The sequence below is a fragment of the Nocardia sp. NPDC050378 genome (genome assembly GCF_040655675.1).
In the GTDB taxonomy this organism is placed as follows: domain Bacteria; phylum Actinomycetota; class Actinomycetes; order Mycobacteriales; family Mycobacteriaceae; genus Nocardia; species Nocardia coubleae.
In genome coordinates, this window is sequence record NZ_JBFAKI010000001.1 from 659,250 (window position 1) to 677,734 (window position 18,485).

The window sequence follows — 18,485 nt, forward strand, 5'->3', positions numbered from 1 at the left end:
ATGAGGGGAGCGTGGGCCGGGGCACCGGGACTCAGGACAGGCCGGCGAAGAACTGCCGGATATCGCCCACCAGCACCTGGGGCGCCTCGTGGGCGGCGTAGTGCCCGGCGGCATCGTTGGCTCCGCCCGCGCCGGTGCGCACGTCGTAGGAATTCCAGCTGACGATAGCGCTGTGGTCGCGTTCGGCGAAGCGCCGGATGGACTGGAAGTCGCCGGCGAACATGGCCAATCCGGTCGGCACGGTGGTGGGTGTGCTCGGGTGCTCGGCGGCGTGCGCGTCCTCGTAGTAGAACCGCAGCGACGAACCCGAGGTGCCGGTGAGCCAGTACAGCGCCACATTCGCGATCACGAAGCGCGCGTCGAGCGATTCACCGAACAGCTGCGCGTTCCAGCCGAGCAGACCGATCGGTGAATCGGCAAGCGCGTAGGCCAGGGTCTGCGGCTGCTGGCTGTGCAGGGTGTTGAACGCCATCTTGTTCTCGTGGAACCACTGCAGGTGTTGCAGCGCGGCCATATCCGCCTCCGACATGCCTTCGAACTCGGCCGGGTCGCCGGACGGGAAGGAGAACAGCTGGGTGACGTGCACGCCGATCACCCGCTCCGGCGCGATCCGTCCGATCTCGGGGGAGACCATCGATCCGCCGTCGTTGCCGATGGCGCCGTAGCGCTCGTAACCGAGGCGCGTCATCAGCTCGGCCCACGCGCGAGCGGTGCGGTAGCGGTTCCAGCCGGTGCTGCGGGTGGGCCCTGAGAACCCGAACCCCGACAGCGACGGGATGACCAGGTGGAACGCCGGATCCTCGGCGGATTCGGGTTCGGTGAGCGGTGCGATCACATCCACGTATTCCAGGATCGAGCCCGGCCAGCCGTGGGTGAGGATCACCGGCGTCGCATCGGCGCGCGAGGAACGGATGTGCAGGAAATGGATGTTCTCGCCGTCGATCTCGGTGGTGAACTGCGGGTAGGCGTTCAGCTCGGCTTCTACCGCGCGCCAGTCGAATTCCTCCAGCCAGTACTTCGCCAGAGCACGGACCCGGTCGCCGGGAACGCCGTAGGCATCGCCCACGCCGGGCAGTTCGTCCGGGTAGAGCGCGTTGCGCAGCCGGGCGGCGAGATCGTCGAGCCGGGCCTGGGGGACATCGATGCGGAAGGGCGTGACGGTCATGTCGGGTCCTCTTCTTGAAACGGAATGCTTTGTTCTGTTCCAACCGTAACAGAACGGATTATTCCGTTTCAAGTGGTAGGCTGATATTCATGCCGAAGCAGAACGAAACCCCAGCTCAGCCCCGCTTGCCCGGCCGCAAAGCGCAGGCCGCGCGCAATGACGGACTGATTCTCGAGGCCGCACGGGCGGTGTTCCTCGACGATCCGACCGCGCCGATCGCCGCGGTCGCCGAGCGCGCGGGCGTCGGCATCAGCGCCCTCTACCGCCGCTATCCGAGCAAGGAAGTGCTGCTACGCACGCTGTGCCACGACGGGCTTCGGCGCTACAACGCGGAAGCCGATGCGGCACTCGATGATTCGGACGGCTGGTGCGGGTTCGTCGGCTTCCTCGAGCGGGTGGTCGACGCCGACGTGCACTCGCTCACGGTGCGGCTGGCCGGCACCTTCACCCCCGACGACGCGATGCTGCCCGACGTGCTGCATTCCGGTGAGGTCACCGAGGAACTGGTCCGCCGCGCCCATGCCACCGGCCGGCTGCGTACCGACGTGAGCGCCCTGGACATCGGCCTGATCCTCGAGGCGTGCGCCGCGATCACCATGCCCGACCAGGCGCGCACCGCCGAACTGCGCCGCCGGGTCCTCGCCCTGCTGATCGACGGCCTGCGTGCCGAGGGTGAGCTGCCCGGTCCACCACCCGCGCCGGGGGAATTCGCTTGGCGTTGGGAGCGCAAAGCCTGACGTGGTGGCACACTTGGCACGCTGCGAGTCATCACACCAACCGCGGGAGGCGCGTCGTGAACTGGACACTGGAAGTCGTTGTCGTTCCGGTTTCGGATATCGACCGGGCCAAGGATTTCTACGCGAACAAGCTCGGCTTCACCGTCGACCACGACACGGTGATCTCCGACGAGGTGCGTATCGTCCAGCTCACCCCGCCAGGCTCCGGCTGCTCCATCGTGATCGGCAAGGGCGCCGTCCCGCACATGCCGCCGGGTTCGCTGAAGGGCCTGCAGTTGGTGGTGCCCGATATCGAGCAGGCGCGCGCCGAACTCGTGGCCCGCGGCGTCGAGGTGACCGACGTGCAGGTGCTCGGTGTGAACCCCTCGCCCACACCGCATCCACTCGACAATGTCGGCTTCGTGTTCTTCAGCGATCCCGACGGCAACGGGTGGGGTGTGCAGCAGATTTCCAGCCGCGCCGGGTAATCCTCGAGCTGATCGCAACCCTGTCGTGGCGCGGCAGGGGCGGGGCACCATGCATCCATGTTGTCTGCATCGCGCACCGTAACCGTGGACCGGCCGCTGTATCGCCGACCCGGTCTGCTGCGCGCGGTCTCGCCCTTGGCACTGCTGTTGCTGTGGCAGATCGGCAGCACCAGCGGCTGGATTCCGGCCAAGAAACTGCCCGCCCCGTCGGCGGTGTTCGAGGCGGGTCTCGAGATCTATCGGTCCGGTCAGCTCGGTGACGCGCTGCTGGTATCGGGTCAGCGCGCGCTCTACGGTTTCGCGCTCGGCGCGGTGCTCGCGCTGGCGTTCGGTGTGCTGGCCGGGCTCAGCAAGATCGGTGAGTACGCACTCGACCCGCCGTTGCAGATGATCCGCACCATCCCGCTGTTCGGCCTGATCCCGCTGTTCATCATCTGGTTCGGTATCGGCGAGGAACCGAAGGTCTATCTGATCGCGCTCGGTGTGTTCTTCCCGCTCTACCTCAACACCTATTCCGGTATCCGCCAGCTCGACCCGAAGCTGCTCGAACTCGGGAACGCCCTTCGGCTGAACCTCGGGGAACGGTTGCGGCTGCTGATTCTGCCCGGCGCCCTGCCACAGATCCTGGTGGGCGCGCGCCAAAGTCTCGGCATCGCTTGGCTTTCGCTCATCGTCGCCGAGCAGATCAACGCGAGCGCCGGCCTCGGCTTCGTCGTCAACAACGCCCGCGAATTCCTGCGCACCGACATCGTGGTGTTCGGGTTGGTGATCTACAGCCTGCTCGGCCTGTTCACCGATTCGCTGGTGCGACTGGCCGAACGCCGCGCGCTGCGCTGGCGACCGGGGGCGCGATGATGTGCGCGCCCACCGCGCCACGCGGTCCGCAAGGCGCATCACCGTCCGCTACAGCTGCCTCGAGGTGCCACGTGCGCCGACCGACCATCGTCCGCCGTTCGATTGCGAGGCCCACTCGATGACCGTTGCTACCACCATCGCCCCGCGCACGGCCGTCGCCGCGCGAATAACCGCACTGAGCAAGAGTTTCGGTGAGCGCACCGTCCTCGACGGCATCGATCTCGAGATCGGCGCGGGTGAGATCGTCGCCCTCGTCGGACGCAGTGGCTCGGGCAAATCCACCCTGCTGCGGATTCTCGGTGGCCTCGATTCGGCAAGTACCGGTCAGGTTCTCGTCGAGGGGCGGCCGACGATCGTCTTCCAGGAATCCCGGCTGATCCCGTGGCAGCCGGTGGTCCGCAATGTCGCGCTCGGCAGACCGGCGCCGCGAAACCGCCGGGCCGACGAACACGCCGCGCGCGAGGTCCTCACCGAGGTCGGCCTGGCCGCCCGCGCCGACGCCTGGCCGCTCACGCTTTCCGGCGGGGAGGCCCAACGTGCCGCGCTGGCACGGGCTCTGGTGGCCGAGCCGACTCTGCTCCTGCTCGACGAGCCGTTCGGCGCCCTCGACGCCCTGACCCGGCTCACCATGCACGACCTGCTGCTCGGCCTGCACGCCGAGCGCGCCTTCGGCGTGCTGCTGGTGACCCACGACGTGCTCGAGGCGATCACCCTCGTCAACCGCGTGCTCGTCCTCGACGACGGCCACATCGCCGCCGACGTCCCCATCGACCTCCCACGCCCGCGCACCACCGCGGCACCGGAGGTCGCCGAGTACGCGACCCGGTTGCTCGCGCTGCTCGGCGTCACCCACTGACCCACCCGTCCATCGCACGAAAGTTGTTCCCGTGAAACGCACTCCGAAGTCCCGTCTGGCCGGACTCGCCCTCGCCGTCGTCGCCGCGCTCTCGCTGAGCGCCTGCGGCGACGACGCGGCGACCGAGGCGGCTCCGTCGGGGCCGGTCGACCTGAGCACGGTGACGCTGAAAGTCGGTGATCAGAAGGCGATCTCGATCGAGGTGCTGCTGAAGGCGTCGGGGCAGCTGGAAAACCTTCCCTACAAGATCGAGTTCTCCACTTTCACCGCCGGACTGCCGCTGGTCGAGGCGGCCAGCGCGGGCGGCATCGATATCGCCCAGACCGGTAACACCCCGGTCATCTTCGGTGCGGCCGCCGATGCCGATATCAAGATCGTCGGCGCGCTCTCGGCCACCGGCAAGGGCGATGCGATCCTGGTCGGCAAGGATTCGCCGATCGCTTCGGTCGCGGCGCTGAAGGGCAAGAAGGTCGCCGTCTACAAGGGCAGTTCGGCGAACGCCAACCTGCTGCTGCAATTGAAGAAGGCGGGCTTGTCGCTGAGCGACGTCGAACCGGTCTACCTCTCACCCGGTGACGGCTACACGGCCCTCACCAGGGGAGATGTCGACGCCTGGGCCACCTGGGACCCGTACACCGCCATCGCCGAGAAGGAGATCGGCGCCAAGTCCATCGCCACCGCCGACCAGGCCGCCAACGGCTACAACTTCTGGGCCGCGGGCAACAAGACCCTCGCCGACCCGGGCAAGTCGGCCGCGCTCGCCGACTTCTTCCAGCGCTACGCGGCCGCGACCAAGTGGTCCTCGGACAACCTCGACACCTGGTCGGCGAAATACGCCGAACTCACCCAGATCAGCGTCGACGCCTCCCGCACCACCTGGACCCGCTCGATCAAGGAACCGATCCAGCTCACCGACCAGGTGATCGCCTCCGAACAGGAGATCGCCGACGCCTTCACCGACGCCAAGGCCATCCCCGGCAAGGTCGACTTCGGCTCCTACGTCGACACCAGGTTCGACAAGTCCTGAGATCGGCACCGAGCGGCGCCTACGATCCGTCCGGGTCGTAGGCGCCGCTCTCGCGTTCACCTGGTGTGGCGCTTCCCCGGGGAACCGGTACCGAGCGGTTACGTTGACCTGGGCGGTCGAGCGCCACGGAAACCGATCACGACCAGGATGGTGACAGGTGGACGAGCAGACGAAGACCTACGGGTCGGTGCGCTGGGTGATGCTCGGGGTGCTGTGCGCCAGCCTGTTGCTGGTGGCGATGGATGCCACGATTCTCAATGTGGCGTTGCCGTCGTTGATCGACGATCTGCACGTCGGGCCGCTCGAGCAGTTGTGGATCATCGACATCTACGGCCTCGTGCTCGGCGGGTTGCTCATCACCACCGGTGCGCTGGGGGACCGGTGGGGGCGCAAGTTGTTGTTCATCAGCGGGTTTCTGCTGTTCGGTATCGCTTCGGTGATCGCGGCCACCGCGGGCAGTGCGGCGCAGCTGATCGTCGGGCGGGTGCTGCTCGGTATCGGGGGCGCGATGGTGATGCCGTCGACGTTGTCGCTGATCCGCAACATCTTCACCGACGTCCGCGAGCGCACCATGGCCATCGGGATCTGGGCGGCGGTCGCCGGGGTCGGTGCGACGGTCGGTCCGATCGTCGGCGGATTCCTGGTTGAGCATTTCGGCTGGTCGTCGGCGTTCTGGCTGAACGTGCCGGTGGTGCTGGTGACGGTGGTCGTCGGGTTGTGGGTGCTGCCGGAGTACCGGACCCCGCAGGCGGGTCGGCTCGATTGGTTCTCGGCGGTACTGTCCGTCGCGGGCGTCGTCTGCCTGGCGTGGGGCATCAAGCATCTGGCCAAAGGCGAGGCGACACTGGTGGATTGGGCGATGCTGCTGATCGGTGTGGGCGCGCTGGCCTGGTTCGCCCGCCGCCAGCTCCGGTCGGCCGATCCGCTGCTGGATGTGCGCCTGTTCCGCAACGGCGCGTTCACCGCGGCCGCCGTCGCGACCCTGCTCGCCATGATGGCCATCGGCGCCGCCATGTTCCTGATCTCGCTGTGGTTGCAGTATGTGCACGGCTACAGCCCCTCGCAGGCGGGCATCCGGATGTTGCCCGCCGCCCTCACTCTGCTCACGGCGTCGCTGCTCACGCCGATGCTGATGGAGAGATTCGGGGTCCGCGCGGTGCTCGGCGTCGGCCTCGGCGCGGTCGCGCTCGGCTTCCTGTTGCTCGCGGTGAGCCCGGAACCGACGTCGTATCCGGTGGTGGCGCTGGTGCTCGTCTCCTTCGGGCTCGGTGACGGGATGGCCGTCACCGCGGCCGCCGCCGTGCTCGTCGGTGCCGTTTCCGCCGACCGGGCGGGTCAGGCGGGCGCGGTCGAGGAGACCAATTACGAGGTCGGTGTCGGTTTCGGGGTGGCGCTGCTGGGCAGCCTGCACGCCAGGATCTTCACCGAGCACATGACCCATCTGCCCGTTCCGCCCGACCGCGTGGAGCAGGCGAGCGGTTCGGTGGGCGGTGCCGCCGAAGTCGCCTCGGACCTGCCGGAACCCGCGCGCACCGAGCTGCTCGGCGCCGCCACCCACGCCTTCGATTCCGCCCTCACCACCACGTCGTATCTGTCGGCCGCCGTCGTGGCCGTGGTGACGGTCGGTGCCGTCTGGCTGGTGCCGAAGGGCTTTCAGGTGAGTGGCGGACACTGACCCTTGACGCAACCAACTGGTTGCCATACCGTGAGTAGCAACCAATCGGTTGCAACACAGGAGGAAGCGCCATGGGATTTCCCGATCAGATCGTGCGAACCGTCGAACTCGCCCACCCGCCCGCCAAGGTATGGGCGGCGATCACCACCGCCGAGGGGCTCGCGAGCTGGTTCGGCAATACCGCCGAGATCGACCTGCGCCCGGGCGGCGACATGCGGATGACCTGGAACGAGGGCTTCGCCGCCGACATGCGCGTGGAGCGGGTCGAGGAGCCGACCGTCTTCGGCTACACCTGGCCCATCAACGGCCTGCCCGACGACGACCCGCGCCGCACCTACGTCGAATTCCGCCTCGAACCGACCGGCGCGGGCACTCGGCTCACCGTGGTCGAATCCGGCTTCGCGCAGTTGCCGGAGGCCACGCACAAGGAGGCCTTCGAGGGCAATGTCGGCGGCTGGAAGAGCGAGCTGGGTGAGCTCGTCGAGTACCTCGATGCGGCCTGAGACCGAGGCAACCGCCGAACGGGTCTTCGTCGCGCTGGCCGATCCGAGCCGTCGCGCGGTCCTCGCCGCGCTGGCCGCCGACGGTCCGGCGACCGCGACCGACCTCGCCGATCGCCTGCCCATCACCCGGCAGGCGATCGCCAAACACCTTGCCCTGCTCGCGGACGCGGGTTTGGTGATCGCGGAACCCGGTGAACGGCGTCGCGTGCGCTACCGCCTCGATTCCGCCCCCATGCGGGTGGCCCAGCAGTTCCTGGCCGCCCTGTCCCGTGACTGGGACGGTCCACTCGACGCGCTCCGCCGCCACCTCGACGGCTGAGCCGAACACAGGAAAAGCCATGAGCGACTTCACCGCGACAATCACCGTGCACAAGACCCCGGACGAAGCCTTCGCCGCCATCAACGATGTCTGGTCGTGGTGGTCGGAGACCGTCGAGGGCACCTCGGGAACGGTCGGCGACAGCTACCGTTTCGAGGTGCCCGGCATCCATCGCTGCACCATGACCACCACCGAATCGATCCCCGGCAAGCGACTGGTCTGGCACGTCACCGACTCCCACCTCGCCTTCATCTCCGACACCGCCGAATGGGAGAACACCGACGTCGTCTTCGACATCACCGAAACCGCCGCAGGCACCGAAATCCGGTTCACCCACGTGGGTTTGGCGCCGGAGGTCGAATGCTACGAGGTGTGCGCCAATGCCTGGGGCGCCTACCTCACCACCAGCCTCCACGGCCTGCTCACGACCGGAAAGGGTGACCCGTTCCGTCGCACGAGTACCGGCGAATCGGAACTGATCAAGCACGGGAACGCCGAACTGGTAAACCTCGACGCCCTGCGCTGATCGCCGTGTGGCCGGTACGTTCGATGCTGTGCACGAGCATCCGGCCGAAACCTTTGTGAGCGCGGCGGCGAGCTTCGCCGCCCTGGTCCGCGAGATCCCCGCCGACAGCTGGGCGGGGCCGGGTTTGGGTGAGTGGGATCTGCGATCGCTGGTCGGTCACACGTCCCGCTCGCTCACCACCGTCACCGCTTATCTCGAGCAGCCCGCCGAGGTGGAGGACGTGGCGAGCCCGCAGGAGTACTACGCCATGGCGAAAGCCTATGCGGCGCGGGCCGGTAGCGAGGCGATCGTGCGGCGCGGACGCGACGCGGCCACCGAACTCGGCGACGACCCCGCCGCGGCGATCGACGCCCTGGCCGCCGCCGCGACCGCCGCGGTCACCGGCGCCGAGGATCGGTTGATCACCGTCATCGGTGGACTCGGCATGCGGCTCTACACCTACCTGCCCACCCGGACCTTCGAGTTGGCCGTGCACAGTCTCGACATCGCCACCGCGACCGGCCTGCCCTGCGAGCTACCCGAGGATGTGCTCACCGAGGCCATCGTGCTGGCCGCGAGCACCGCGGTCCACCTCGGCGAAGGGGTACCGGTGCTGTCGGCATTGACCGGCAGAACGACCCTGCCCCAGGGCTTTTCCGTGGTCTGACGAAGCCTTGCGGCACATTCGCAGCGCGCGGCGTGATGTGGGCGCGTCGCGGCGTGCGGGTGGGTCGGCGCCGGATACGACCGGATGTCCGCACCGAATGTCAACGCGTGGGCCAAAGCGGCTGCGCGCTGCCGAAAGTTTCCTATCCGCGTGGTGCGATCAACAGGGTCTGGGTGCTGCGACCGATCGGGCCCGTCTCGTCGAACAGCGCCGATTCCGCGAGGCCGATGCCGTGCGGTTGCGGGTGGGTCACCGCATCCAGGCACACCCACTCGCCGACCGGCTGACGATGCAGGGTGACGGTGAGGTCGGTGTTGATGAACAGGTACTTGGACCAGTCGAGCACCGCGCTCACCCCATTGCCGGAATCAGCGGCAGCCAGGGCGCGTTCCAGCGGGCTCGGGGTGGTGCCCGCGACGATCGGGTACTTCAATTTGATCCAGCAGACGGCAGGGCCGGGGGCCGCGAATGATCCTGTACTGAACCGGTATTCGATTCCGGTGTGGAACCCGACCCGCTGATTCGACGGGAACGTCCCCGGCTGCGCGTCGGCAGGCAGCGGCCTCGTGCCGCTCGGCAGAAACTCCGGCGGCAGATCCAGCGGCGGCTCCGACAGCTTCAACCGCCAGGCCACCGCCCGCATCACCGGCCCCCGCTCCGCCGACAACGTCGCCTCGATCAGCTCCACACTGCGCCCCGACCGCACCACCTCGGCCCGCACGGTCAACGGCGCCAACGGCACCGGCCCGAGAATCTCCACCGCCACCCGCCCCACCTGAAACCCGTCGCGAGGCTCACACCGCTCGATCACATGACCCAACAGCGCCGACGGCGGCCCCGCATGCTGCGCATCCGGCGACCAAGGACCCCGGGTCAGCTCGGTCGAGTCGAAGCGATTCGGGTCCGCCGGGTCGGGAACATAGAAGGCATCGGTCACCTGTCCGACCGTACCTGCCCGGCCCCCGACCGCCGACCCCCCGATTCGCCTTCGCGATTCGAGAGCAACGATGCGGAGCGGGCTTCGGGTAGGCCTTTCGACAGGCTTGAACCGGCTCGGACAATCGGTGGACGGCAGCGATCACCACACCAACTAGCGGCTACTGTTCGGCGGTGTTCGTGCTCTGTGTATCGGTTGTGCCTGCCATTCTCTGGGTTTCGACCACCGCTACCCGGCGAGGCCGCTGGATCGGTCTCGTGGTCCTCGCCTCGCTCGCCGCCGCGCAGTTCGTGGTGGCACGGCGGTGGGTCTTTCCCGAAGGCACGGCCACGTTGCTGTTCGTTCTCACCTGGCTAGTCATCGGGATGCTGCTACTCGGACCGTGGCTGGAAACCGACTCGAGCACGCCGCGAACGGCTAGCTGGCGGTGGCGCTTGTGTTATTCCGTCAGCGTGGTGCTCTGCCTGGTCACGGCGACCGTAGCCGTCCTGCTCGCGGTGGCCTTCTCGATGTTCGGCGCGTGGGCATGGGTCCCCGCCGAGGACGCGCTGGAACCGCTACCCGAGGGCGTGGTCGTGCGTGAAAACGCGGACGTCGGCTGTACGGCGCGATCCTCGAACAGTGACTGCACGCGGCGATTCGTCATCGACCAGCCCGGTGCGAGCGCCGGCGACACCTCCGCGCGCCTGCGCCAGGTACTGACCGAAACGCGCTCCTGCGCCTTCGAGCACCGCACCCTTCGGGAAATCGACTATTGGTGGGGCACCTGCCCGGTATCCGGCTGGCCCCTGGACCGCCACGAAACTACCGTGTCCATCACAACCACCGGCCCGACCGCGGTCACCCTCGACTTGTCCTACCTGGACGATTGGTGATCGAGCTGGTGCAGTCGGCCGATGGCCTACCTATGCGGAGCCGCTGGTCACCAGAGTGAGCAAGTCGAGCAGGGGGCGGATGGGGCAGGGGTTGATGTCGGTCGAGGTGCAGCCGATATCGGTCGATCCGGCGACCGGTGTGGCCGCATGGGCCGCACCGATCGGTGCGGCGAGGGAAAGGGCGGCGGCTGCGGCGGCCCCGGCGATGACGCGTGTGGTTCGGGTGGACATGACAGCACCCTACGGATCACGGGGAGTAGCAACAGCCCCCGAAATCCTGGGGTGGATTTCGGGGGCTGATTACTGCGGTCAGGAGACGACCGGCAGATACACCTGGTTGCCGTGGTCGGCGAACTCGGCGGACTTCTCCGCCATGCCCGCTTCGATGGCGGCGACGTCGGTGAGGCCTTGTTTCTCGGCGTACTCGCGGACGTCGGCGGAGATGCGCATGGAGCAGAACTTCGGGCCGCACATGGAGCAGAAGTGGGCGGTTTTGGCGGGTTCGGCGGGCAGGGTTTCGTCGTGGTATTCGCGGGCGGTGTCCGGGTCGAGGGAGAGCGCGAACTGGTCGTGCCAGCGGAATTCGAAACGGGCCTTGGACAATTCGTTGTCGCGGTCCTGGGCGTGCGGGTGGCCCTTGGCGAGGTCGGCGGCGTGGGCGGCGATCTTGTAGGTGATCACGCCGACTTTCACGTCGTCGCGGTTGGGCAGGCCCAGGTGCTCCTTGGGGGTGACGTAGCAGAGCATGGCGGTGCCCGCCTGGGCGATGATGGCCGCGCCGATGGCCGAGGTGATGTGGTCGTAGGCGGGCGCGATATCGGTGGCGAGCGGGCCGAGGGTGTAGAACGGAGCCTCTTCGCACAGTTCTTCTTCGAGGCGAACGTTCTCGACGATCTTGTGCATCGGCACGTGGCCGGGACCTTCGATCATCACCTGCACGCCATAGGATTTCGCGATCTTGGTGAGTTCGCCGAGGGTCCGCAGTTCGGCGAACTGGGCCTCGTCGTTGGCGTCGGCGATGGAACCGGGGCGCAGGCCGTCACCGAGGGAGAAGGTGACGTCGTACTTCGCCAGGATCTCGCACAGCTCCCGGAAGTGCGTGTACAGGAACGATTCCTGGTGATGGGCCAGACACCACGCGGCCATGATGGAACCGCCCCGCGAGACGATGCCGGTGACGCGCTTGGCCGTGAGCGGGATGTAGCGCAGCAGCACGCCCGCGTGCACGGTCATGTAGTCGACACCCTGCTCGCACTGCTCGATCACGGTGTCGCGGTACAGCTCCCAGGTGAGCTTGGTCGGGTCACCGTTCACCTTCTCCAGCGCCTGGTAGATCGGCACCGTGCCGATCGGGACCGGCGAATTGCGCAGGATCCACTCGCGGGTCTCGTGGATGTTCTTGCCGGTCGACAGGTCCATGATGGTGTCGGCGCCCCACCGCGAGGCCCACACCATCTTCTCCACCTCCTCGGCGATCGACGACGACACCGCCGAGTTGCCGATATTGGCGTTGATCTTCACCAGGAACTTCTTGCCGATGATGGTCGGCTCGAGTTCGGGGTGGTTGTGGTTGGCCGGGATCACCGCGCGCCCGGCGGCGACCTCCTCGCGCACGAGTTCGGCCGAGACGCCTTCGCGGGCGGCGATGAAGCGCATCTCGTCGGTGACGACGCCCTGGCGGGCCCAGTGCAGCTGGGTGGGCGGGCCGTCGATCTGCGGCTTGACCCATTCGTCGCGCAGTTTCGGCAGACCGGCCTCGAGGTCGATCACCGCGTTGTCGTCGGTGTAAGGACCCGACGTGTCGTAGACGTCGAAGTGGTCTCCGTTGGTGAGGTTGATCCGGCGCACGGGAATGCGCAGGCCGTCGACCTCTTTGTAGTGTTTGACGCTGCCCTGGATGGGTCCGGTGGTGACGGTGTCGACTCCGGCGGTGTTGCCGTTCGACGACGTGGCTGTGCCCATGAACAGTCCTCCCTACGCCGGCATTACCCGGTCAGGTTCATACGGTCGACGGCCCTCGATCGCCCGAAGAATGGGCTAGCCGTCCTCTCAGCCCGCTGGTGCGAGCCCCCGTGTTGATGTGGAATTCTCCGCCGCCGACGATACCCGCCGGGCGGTGCGACCCGCCCGGCGATCGGGGTTATGCGGAGGTCTTCTCGAGTGTCGGATGTGCGGCCGGGAGGTCGTCGTCGGCCTCGTGTAAACCGAACCTGTTGTGCAGCTTCGCGAGTGGCTTGGGCGCCCACCAGTTCCAGGTGCCCATCATCCGCATGAGGGCGGGTGCGAGCAGGCCGCGGATGACCGTCGCGTCGCTGATGACGGCGAGCGCACAGCCGAGCCCGAACAGCTTCATCATCGACACACCGGAGGTCGCGACGCCGAGGAACACGATGCTCATCAGCAGCGCGGCGGCGGTGAAGATGCGCCCGGTGCGGGCCACGCCCATCGCGACCGCCTCGGTATTGCCCTCGGTGGTCCTGGGCCCGGCCAGCCATTCCTCGCGGATGCGGGAGAGCAGGAACACCTCGTAGTCCATGGACGCGCCGAAGGCCAGGCTGAACATGAGGATGGGCATGGCCAGGTTCAGGGTGCCGGTGGCCTGGAAACCGAGCAGCCCGGACAGGTGCCCGTCCTGGAAGATCCACACCATCGCGCCGAAGGTGGCCGCCAGCGACAGGATATTGAGCGCGAGCGCCTTCACCGGGAGCACGACGCTGCCGGTGAACAGGAACAACAGCACCAGCGTCGTGATCGCGATCAGGGCACCGGCCAGCGGCAACTTGCCGGTGATGGCCTCCACGGAATCCTGGTTCAGCGCGGCGGGACCGGTGACGAGCGCGTCGGTGGGCGCGGGCACGGCACGCAGCGTGTCGAGCTGGTCGCGGCCCGCGTCGGAGTAGGGGTCGAGCCGGGTGGCGACCGACAGGTACGCACCCGCCGACGGGTCCGACATCTCCGGCACACCCGCCGCCACCCGCAGGCCGTTGCGGTACACCGCCGCGCTGCTCAGCACCGCCGGTACGTCGGGCACCTTGGACAGCTCGCGTGCGTACGCGTCCAGCTCGGCCGGGCCGCCGCGGAATTCGCGCAGCACGATGGTCGCGCTCGACGCCATGTCGGCATCGAATTCGGTGCGCAGTACATCGCCGACTTCACGGCTGGCGACTTCGGTGGGCAGCGAGCGATCGTCGGGGTAACCGAATTGCACGCCGAGGAACGGCGACCCGAGCAGCAGCAGGAACGCGGTCGTGGCCAGCGCGATCGGCAGCGGCCGCTTCATCACCGCGGTCACCAGGCGGTACCAGAAGGTCTGCCGCGGCTGCTTCTCCTCGCGCGGCGCCAGCCGGAACAGTTTGCGCAGTGGTGTGCGCAGGTCCCCGGCGTCGATGCGGTGCCCGACCAGCATGAGCAGCGCGGGCAGGACGATGACGGCGGCGGCCGTGGCGGCGGCGACCACCGCGATGCCCGCGTAGGCGAACGACTTGAAGAAGTACTGGGGGAACACCAGCAGCGCCGACAGCGACAGCGCGACCACCAGTGCCGAGTACACCACGGTCCGCCCGGCTGTCCGGATCGACCGGATCACCGCCTCGGTGGGTGTGGATCCGCCGGTGAGTTCCTCGCGGTAGCGGCTCACGATGAACAGGCTGTAGTCGATGGCCAGCGCCAGACCGAGGGCGGTGGTCATGTTCAGCGCGAAGATCGACACATCGGTGACGGCGGTGAGCACCCGCAGAATGCCGAGCGCGGCAGCGATCGCGAACAAGCCGATGACCACCGGTAACGCGGCCGCGACGAGACTGCCGAACACCAGCGCCAGCAACAGGCCCGTGATGGGGATGGCGATGGCCTCGGCCAGGATCAGGTCTTTGCTGATCTGGGTGTTGATATCGGAGAACGTGGCGGCCAGACCGCCCGCCTCGATGGTCACCGGCCCGTCGTGGTCCGCCAGTGCCTTGGTGATCTTGCCCGCCCGGTCCGGCAGTTGGGCGTCGTCGCCCTCGATACTGGCGAGGATGAGCGCACGGTTGCCGTCCTTGCTGCGCAGCGCCTGCTTCAGGTCGGGCCGCGAGGTCCAGTACGACTGCACCCCGCTGACCTCGGGATAGGTGCGCAGCGCGGCCACGGCGGCATCGGCGGCGGCGCGGGCGTCGGGGGAGTCGACCGACACCGGATCGGTGACGAGCAGGACATAATTCGGTTCACTACCGGGGAAGTGCTCGCTCAGATACTGACTGGCCCGCACCGAATCGAGATCCTCGGTGACGAATCCGCCCGATTTCATGTTCGAGTGCACGGTGGCGCCGATCGCGCCGCACAGGATCATCAGCAGCAGCGCGACCGCGACGATCAGTCGCGGCCTGCCGACAGCGATATGGGCGATTCTCGTCAACATCCTCGGCACCCTTTAGTTCGAAGTATCGAGTCGTCACCGTATCGTGGCAAGAATTCCGACCGATACCACCTCAGGGTGGAAGGATGCCCGTTATGATCTCCGCCCCTGGGTGGAGGCTACGGGTTCGTACCCGCGCTGCCGAGCCGGACTGGCAGTGCGTAGAGCAAACCGGCGGCCGAGCGTCCGGTGGCGGCAGACCTCACTTCATGGGGCGCCGCGCGCCGGCAGGATTCGACCGCTGACCTCGCCGAGACCGATACGCCTGCCCGCGGTGCCCGGTGCGGTCGCGGTGATCGTCACGTCGTCGCCGTCGGCGAGGAACGTGCGGGTTTCCTTGCCCACCGTGATGGGTTCTGTTCCACCCCAGGACAATTCGATGAACGAGCCGCGCTGGGTCGGTTCCGGGCCGGAGACGGTGCCCGAGGCGTAGAGGTCGCCGGGGCGGACGGAGGCCCCGTTGGCGGTGAGGTGGGCCAGCATCTGCGCCGGTGACCAGTACATCCGCGCGTACGGTGGTCTGCTGACGACCTGCCCGTTCCACGACACCGCCAGGTCGATATCGAGCCCCTGGTCCGCGGTCGCACACAGATACGGCAGCGGTTCCGGTTCCTGGGTCGGTAGCGGTACCCGCGCCTGTTCCAACGCGGCCAACGGGGTGACCCATGCCGACAGCGAAGTCGCGAAGGACTTCCCGAGGAACGGTCCGAGCGGCTGGTACTCCCAGGCCTGGATATCGCGCGCGGACCAGTCGTTCACCAGAGCGACCCCGAAGACGTGCGCGGCGAAATCGTCGACACCCACCGGAACGCCGAGCGTCGACCCGGTGCCGACCACGAACCCCAATTCCGCTTCGATATCGAGCCGCTGTGACGGGCCGAATTCCGGTGCACCCGAATCGGTCCGGCGTTGCCCCTGTGGTCGGATCACCGGGGTTCCGGAAACCACGACGGTGCCCGCCCGCCCGTGATATCCCACCGGCAGATGACGCCAATTCGGCAGCAACGGTTCACCGTCGGGCCGGAACAGCCTGCCCAGATTCGTCGCGTGGTCGATGCTCGCGTAGAAATCGACGTAATCGCCGATCGTCACCGGCAATGCCATCCGCACCGAACGCACAGGATGCACCACCTCGACAGGCAAAGCCGTGTCCGCCAATTCACGCAGCCGCGCCCGAACAACGCCCCACCGAGCGGACCCGGCCGCGAGAAAGGCGTTGAGATCGGGGCGGGCGAAGACCGGATCGCCGAGCAGTGCGGCGAGATCCAGGACCATATCGCCGAGCCGCACACCGACCCGGAACGATTCACCCGGCGGCGCGAACACCCCGTAGGGCATGTTCTCCGGCCCGAACAGCGAGTCCGGCGCCACCTCCACGCGAAGCGACCGCCCGCTCACCGCGGCCCACGCCCCGACCAGGTCCACGCATATCCGGGATCCTCGCAGGCCAGCGCGCCTTCTCCGAGCTGCAACGGCCGGAAGGTGTCTACCATCACCGCCAGCTCGTCGAAGAATTCCGCACCGATACTGCGCTCGTAGGCGCCGGGTTGCGGGCCGTGCGCGTAACCGCCGGGATGCACCGATACCGAACCCTGCGCGATCCCGGAACCCTTGCGCGCCTCGTAGTTTCCGCCGCAATAGAACATGATTTCGTCGGAATCCACATTCGAGTGGTAGTAGGGCACCGGAATCGAGAGCGGGTGGTAGTCCACCTTGCGCGGCACGAAATTGCAGATCACGAAATTGGTGCCCTCGAAGGCCTGATGCACCGGCGGTGGCTGATGCACCCGCCCGGTGATCGGCTCGAAATCGGCGATGTCGAAAGTGAACGGATACAGGCAACCATCCCAGCCGACCACATCGAAAGGATGAGTGGCATAGGTCAACCGGGTACCGATCACCTCCGCTCCGGCGCGATGCTTGACCAGCACCTCCACGTCGGTGCCCTCGGCGAGCAACGGTGTGGTCGGTCCGTGCAGATCCCGCTCGCAGTACGGTGAATTCTCCAGCAGCTGACCGAATTTCGACAGGTACCGCTTGGGTGGGGTGATGTGGCTCGACGCCTCGATCACATACGCGCGCAACGGCGCTCCACCCGTCGGCAGCCAGCGGTGCGTCGTCGCTCGCGGCATGAGCAGCTGGTCGCCCTGATGCACCGGCACCGTGCCGAACACGCTCTCCACCACCGCCGCACCGGATTCCACGTACACCAGCTCGTCGCCGATGGCATTGCGGTACAGCGGCGACGCCGCCTCGGCGACCACGTACGAGATCCGCACATCGGCATTCGCCAGCAGCAGCCGTCGGCCCGTCACCGGATCGGTCGCGGCGGGTGTGTCGCCGGGGAACAGGTCGGGCAACCGCAGATGACGATGGCGCAGTGGATGATTCGGTGTCAGCGACTGATCGCCCAGCTCCCACACCGTCGAGTCGACGATGGCGGGCGGCAGGCCCCGGTGATAGAGCAGCGAGGAGTCTCCGGAGAACCCCTCCTCGCCCATGAGCTCCTCGTAGTAGAGGTTGCCCCGCTCATCGCGATGCTGCGTGTGCCGCTTGGGCGGCACCGTCCCAACACACCGGTAGAACATGCACAACCTCCCGCGGGCCGGATATTCCTGACCCCACGGTACCGCTGTGGATAAGTCTCAGTCGGTGAACTCGGCGATCACCGGGGCGTGGTCGCTGGCGCCTTTGCCCTTGCGTTCCTCGCGGTCGACGAAGGCGTCCTTGGTGCGGTCGGCGAGGGCGGGGGAGGCCAGCACGAAGTCGATGCGCATGCCCTCCTTGCGGGGGAAACGCAGCTGGGTGTAGTCCCAGTAGGTGTAGACGCCGGGGCCGGGCGCGAAGGGGCGCATCACGTCACGGAAGCCGGTGTCGAGCATGGCCTGGAAGGCGGCGCGCTCGGGAGCGGAGGTGTGGGTCTTGCCCTCGAAGAGCTTCGGATTCCACACGTCGTCGTCGGTGGGCGCGATATTCCAGTCGCCGACCAGGGCGATCTGGGCCGAGGGGTCCTCGGTGAGCCAGCGGGCGGCATCGGCGCGCAGTGTCGAGAGCCACTCGAGTTTGTAGGCGTAGTGCGGGTCGCCGAGCGAGCGGCCGTTGGGGACGTAGAGGCTCCACACCCGCACCCCGCCGCACGTCGCGCCGATCGCCCGCGACTCGACCACCGGCGAGTCGAGCAGCGAGTCGCCCGCGTTCTTGTCGAAACCGGGCTGATCGGGGAACGCCACCTCCACGTCGTCGAGCCCGACCCGCGACACGATGGCCACACCGTTCCACTGGTTGAGCCCGATATGGGCCACCTCGTACCCGGCCGCCTCGAACTGCTCGAACGGGAACTGATCGTCGCGGCACTTGGTTTCCTGCAGCGCGAGCACGTCGATGTCGTGGCGGTCGAGCAACGCCGTCGCCCGGTCGACGCGGGAGCGGATCGAGTTCACATTCCAGGTGGCCAGACGCACGTGCGAGGTCCTTTCCGGGGTTGTCTACCGAGGTTACCGGGGG

General features: G+C 67.5%; 19 protein-coding genes and 1 riboswitch. Of the genes, 11 read left to right on the forward strand and 8 right to left on the reverse strand.

The features are described from left to right. Positions 1 to 31: 31 nt before the first annotated feature. Positions 32 to 1,165 (reverse strand): epoxide hydrolase family protein, encoded by a 1,134-nt coding sequence (locus AB0I35_RS03065; RefSeq protein WP_357393834.1) that lies wholly within the window; start codon positions 1,163 to 1,165, stop codon positions 32 to 34. 89 nt (positions 1,166 to 1,254) lie between these two features. On the opposite strand from AB0I35_RS03065, the gene AB0I35_RS03070 reads away from it, so the two are divergent. The 10 genes from AB0I35_RS03070 (at position 1,255) to AB0I35_RS03115 (ending at position 8,776) form a co-directional block, all read left to right on the forward strand. After that, complete coding sequence (locus tag AB0I35_RS03070) at positions 1,255 to 1,902, forward strand: TetR/AcrR family transcriptional regulator (RefSeq protein ID WP_357393836.1); 648 nt, start codon at positions 1,255 to 1,257, stop codon at positions 1,900 to 1,902. Between the two features lie 56 nt (positions 1,903 to 1,958). Next, positions 1,959 to 2,369, forward strand: a complete 411-nt coding sequence (locus tag AB0I35_RS03075; RefSeq protein WP_357393838.1) for a VOC family protein — start codon at positions 1,959 to 1,961, stop codon at positions 2,367 to 2,369. A 57-nt stretch (positions 2,370 to 2,426) separates the two neighbouring features. Next, the gene (locus AB0I35_RS03080) at positions 2,427 to 3,224 is read left to right on the forward strand and encodes an ABC transporter permease (protein WP_357393840.1); all 798 of its coding nucleotides are present in this window, start codon (positions 2,427 to 2,429) and stop codon (positions 3,222 to 3,224) included. Between the two features lie 118 nt (positions 3,225 to 3,342). Further along, on the forward strand, positions 3,343 to 4,080 hold the full coding sequence (locus AB0I35_RS03085) for an ABC transporter ATP-binding protein (RefSeq protein ID WP_357393842.1): 738 nt from the start codon (positions 3,343 to 3,345) through the stop codon (positions 4,078 to 4,080). Between the two features lie 31 nt (positions 4,081 to 4,111). Beyond that, complete coding sequence (locus tag AB0I35_RS03090) at positions 4,112 to 5,107, forward strand: ABC transporter substrate-binding protein (protein ID WP_357393843.1); 996 nt, start codon at positions 4,112 to 4,114, stop codon at positions 5,105 to 5,107. A 157-nt stretch (positions 5,108 to 5,264) separates the two neighbouring features. Further along, a complete protein-coding gene (locus AB0I35_RS03095; RefSeq protein WP_357393845.1) occupies positions 5,265 to 6,782 on the forward strand; it encodes an MFS transporter in 1,518 nt (505 codons plus the stop codon). 71 nt (positions 6,783 to 6,853) lie between these two features. Then, positions 6,854 to 7,285, forward strand: coding sequence for an SRPBCC domain-containing protein (locus tag AB0I35_RS03100; RefSeq protein WP_357393847.1), 432 nt, complete (start codon positions 6,854 to 6,856; stop codon positions 7,283 to 7,285). Then, entirely contained in the window at positions 7,275 to 7,604 is a 330-nt protein-coding gene (locus tag AB0I35_RS03105) for a helix-turn-helix domain-containing protein (RefSeq protein ID WP_067484519.1), read from the forward strand. The genes AB0I35_RS03100 and AB0I35_RS03105 overlap by 11 nt, the downstream gene beginning before the upstream one ends. A 19-nt stretch (positions 7,605 to 7,623) precedes the next feature. Further along, positions 7,624 to 8,130, forward strand: a complete 507-nt coding sequence (locus tag AB0I35_RS03110) for an SRPBCC domain-containing protein (protein ID WP_357393849.1) — start codon at positions 7,624 to 7,626, stop codon at positions 8,128 to 8,130. Between the two features lie 28 nt (positions 8,131 to 8,158). Then, the gene (locus AB0I35_RS03115; protein WP_357393851.1) at positions 8,159 to 8,776 is read left to right on the forward strand and encodes a maleylpyruvate isomerase N-terminal domain-containing protein; all 618 of its coding nucleotides are present in this window, start codon (positions 8,159 to 8,161) and stop codon (positions 8,774 to 8,776) included. Between the two features lie 142 nt (positions 8,777 to 8,918). On the opposite strand, the gene AB0I35_RS03120 is transcribed toward AB0I35_RS03115, so the two are convergent. Further along, positions 8,919 to 9,713, reverse strand: coding sequence for a thioesterase family protein (locus AB0I35_RS03120; protein ID WP_357393853.1), 795 nt, complete (start codon positions 9,711 to 9,713; stop codon positions 8,919 to 8,921). 197 nt (positions 9,714 to 9,910) lie between these two features. Here AB0I35_RS03120 and AB0I35_RS03125 point away from each other — a divergent pair, with 197 nt between their 5' ends. After that, a complete protein-coding gene (locus AB0I35_RS03125; protein ID WP_357393854.1) occupies positions 9,911 to 10,588 on the forward strand; it encodes a hypothetical protein in 678 nt (225 codons plus the stop codon). Positions 10,589 to 10,618: 30 nt separating this feature from the next. On the opposite strand, the gene AB0I35_RS03130 is transcribed toward AB0I35_RS03125, so the two are convergent. From AB0I35_RS03130 to AB0I35_RS03155, 6 genes are all read right to left on the reverse strand, one after another. Beyond that, positions 10,619 to 10,819, reverse strand: a complete 201-nt coding sequence (locus AB0I35_RS03130) for a hypothetical protein (protein WP_357393856.1) — start codon at positions 10,817 to 10,819, stop codon at positions 10,619 to 10,621. A 78-nt stretch (positions 10,820 to 10,897) separates the two neighbouring features. Further along, positions 10,898 to 12,550, reverse strand: coding sequence for a phosphomethylpyrimidine synthase ThiC (thiC, locus tag AB0I35_RS03135; RefSeq protein WP_357393858.1), 1,653 nt, complete (start codon positions 12,548 to 12,550; stop codon positions 10,898 to 10,900). Next, positions 12,545 to 12,672: riboswitch (TPP riboswitch) on the reverse strand. Its footprint overlaps the gene before it by 6 nt. A gap of 56 nt (positions 12,673 to 12,728) precedes the next feature. Then, positions 12,729 to 14,984: an MMPL family transporter gene (locus AB0I35_RS03140; RefSeq protein ID WP_357393860.1), complete on the reverse strand. Its 2,256-nt coding sequence runs from the start codon at positions 14,982 to 14,984 to the stop codon at positions 12,729 to 12,731. A gap of 204 nt (positions 14,985 to 15,188) precedes the next feature. Further along, positions 15,189 to 16,358 carry a fumarylacetoacetase gene (gene fahA, locus AB0I35_RS03145; protein ID WP_357394167.1) on the reverse strand — a complete coding sequence of 390 codons (1,170 nt, stop codon included), beginning with the start codon at positions 16,356 to 16,358 and terminating at the stop codon, positions 15,189 to 15,191. A 17-nt stretch (positions 16,359 to 16,375) separates the two neighbouring features. Then, positions 16,376 to 17,569 carry a homogentisate 1,2-dioxygenase domain-containing protein gene (locus AB0I35_RS03150; protein WP_357393862.1) on the reverse strand — a complete coding sequence of 398 codons (1,194 nt, stop codon included), beginning with the start codon at positions 17,567 to 17,569 and terminating at the stop codon, positions 16,376 to 16,378. Positions 17,570 to 17,626: 57 nt separating this feature from the next. Further along, positions 17,627 to 18,442, reverse strand: a complete 816-nt coding sequence (locus AB0I35_RS03155; RefSeq protein WP_357393864.1) for an exodeoxyribonuclease III — start codon at positions 18,440 to 18,442, stop codon at positions 17,627 to 17,629. Positions 18,443 to 18,485: the final 43 nt, after the last annotated feature.

Excerpts from the sequence above, each read along its gene's own strand:
- AB0I35_RS03065 (WP_357393834.1), bottom strand. The coding sequence starts at position 1,165 with ATGACCGTCACGCCCTTCCGCATCGATGTCCCCCAGGCCCGGCTCGAC.
- AB0I35_RS03070 (WP_357393836.1), top strand. The coding sequence starts at position 1,255 with ATGCCGAAGCAGAACGAAACCCCAGCTCAGCCCCGCTTGCCCGGCCGC.
- AB0I35_RS03080 (WP_357393840.1), top strand. The coding sequence starts at position 2,427 with ATGTTGTCTGCATCGCGCACCGTAACCGTGGACCGGCCGCTGTATCGC.
- AB0I35_RS03085 (WP_357393842.1), top strand. The coding sequence starts at position 3,343 with ATGACCGTTGCTACCACCATCGCCCCGCGCACGGCCGTCGCCGCGCGA.
- AB0I35_RS03100 (WP_357393847.1), top strand. The coding sequence starts at position 6,854 with ATGGGATTTCCCGATCAGATCGTGCGAACCGTCGAACTCGCCCACCCG.
- AB0I35_RS03105 (WP_067484519.1), top strand. The coding sequence starts at position 7,275 with ATGCGGCCTGAGACCGAGGCAACCGCCGAACGGGTCTTCGTCGCGCTG.
- AB0I35_RS03110 (WP_357393849.1), top strand. The coding sequence starts at position 7,624 with ATGAGCGACTTCACCGCGACAATCACCGTGCACAAGACCCCGGACGAA.
- AB0I35_RS03130 (WP_357393856.1), bottom strand. The coding sequence starts at position 10,819 with ATGTCCACCCGAACCACACGCGTCATCGCCGGGGCCGCCGCAGCCGCC.
- thiC (WP_357393858.1), bottom strand. The coding sequence starts at position 12,550 with ATGGGCACAGCCACGTCGTCGAACGGCAACACCGCCGGAGTCGACACC.
- AB0I35_RS03140 (WP_357393860.1), bottom strand. The coding sequence starts at position 14,984 with ATGTTGACGAGAATCGCCCATATCGCTGTCGGCAGGCCGCGACTGATC.
- AB0I35_RS03150 (WP_357393862.1), bottom strand. The coding sequence starts at position 17,569 with ATGTTCTACCGGTGTGTTGGGACGGTGCCGCCCAAGCGGCACACGCAG.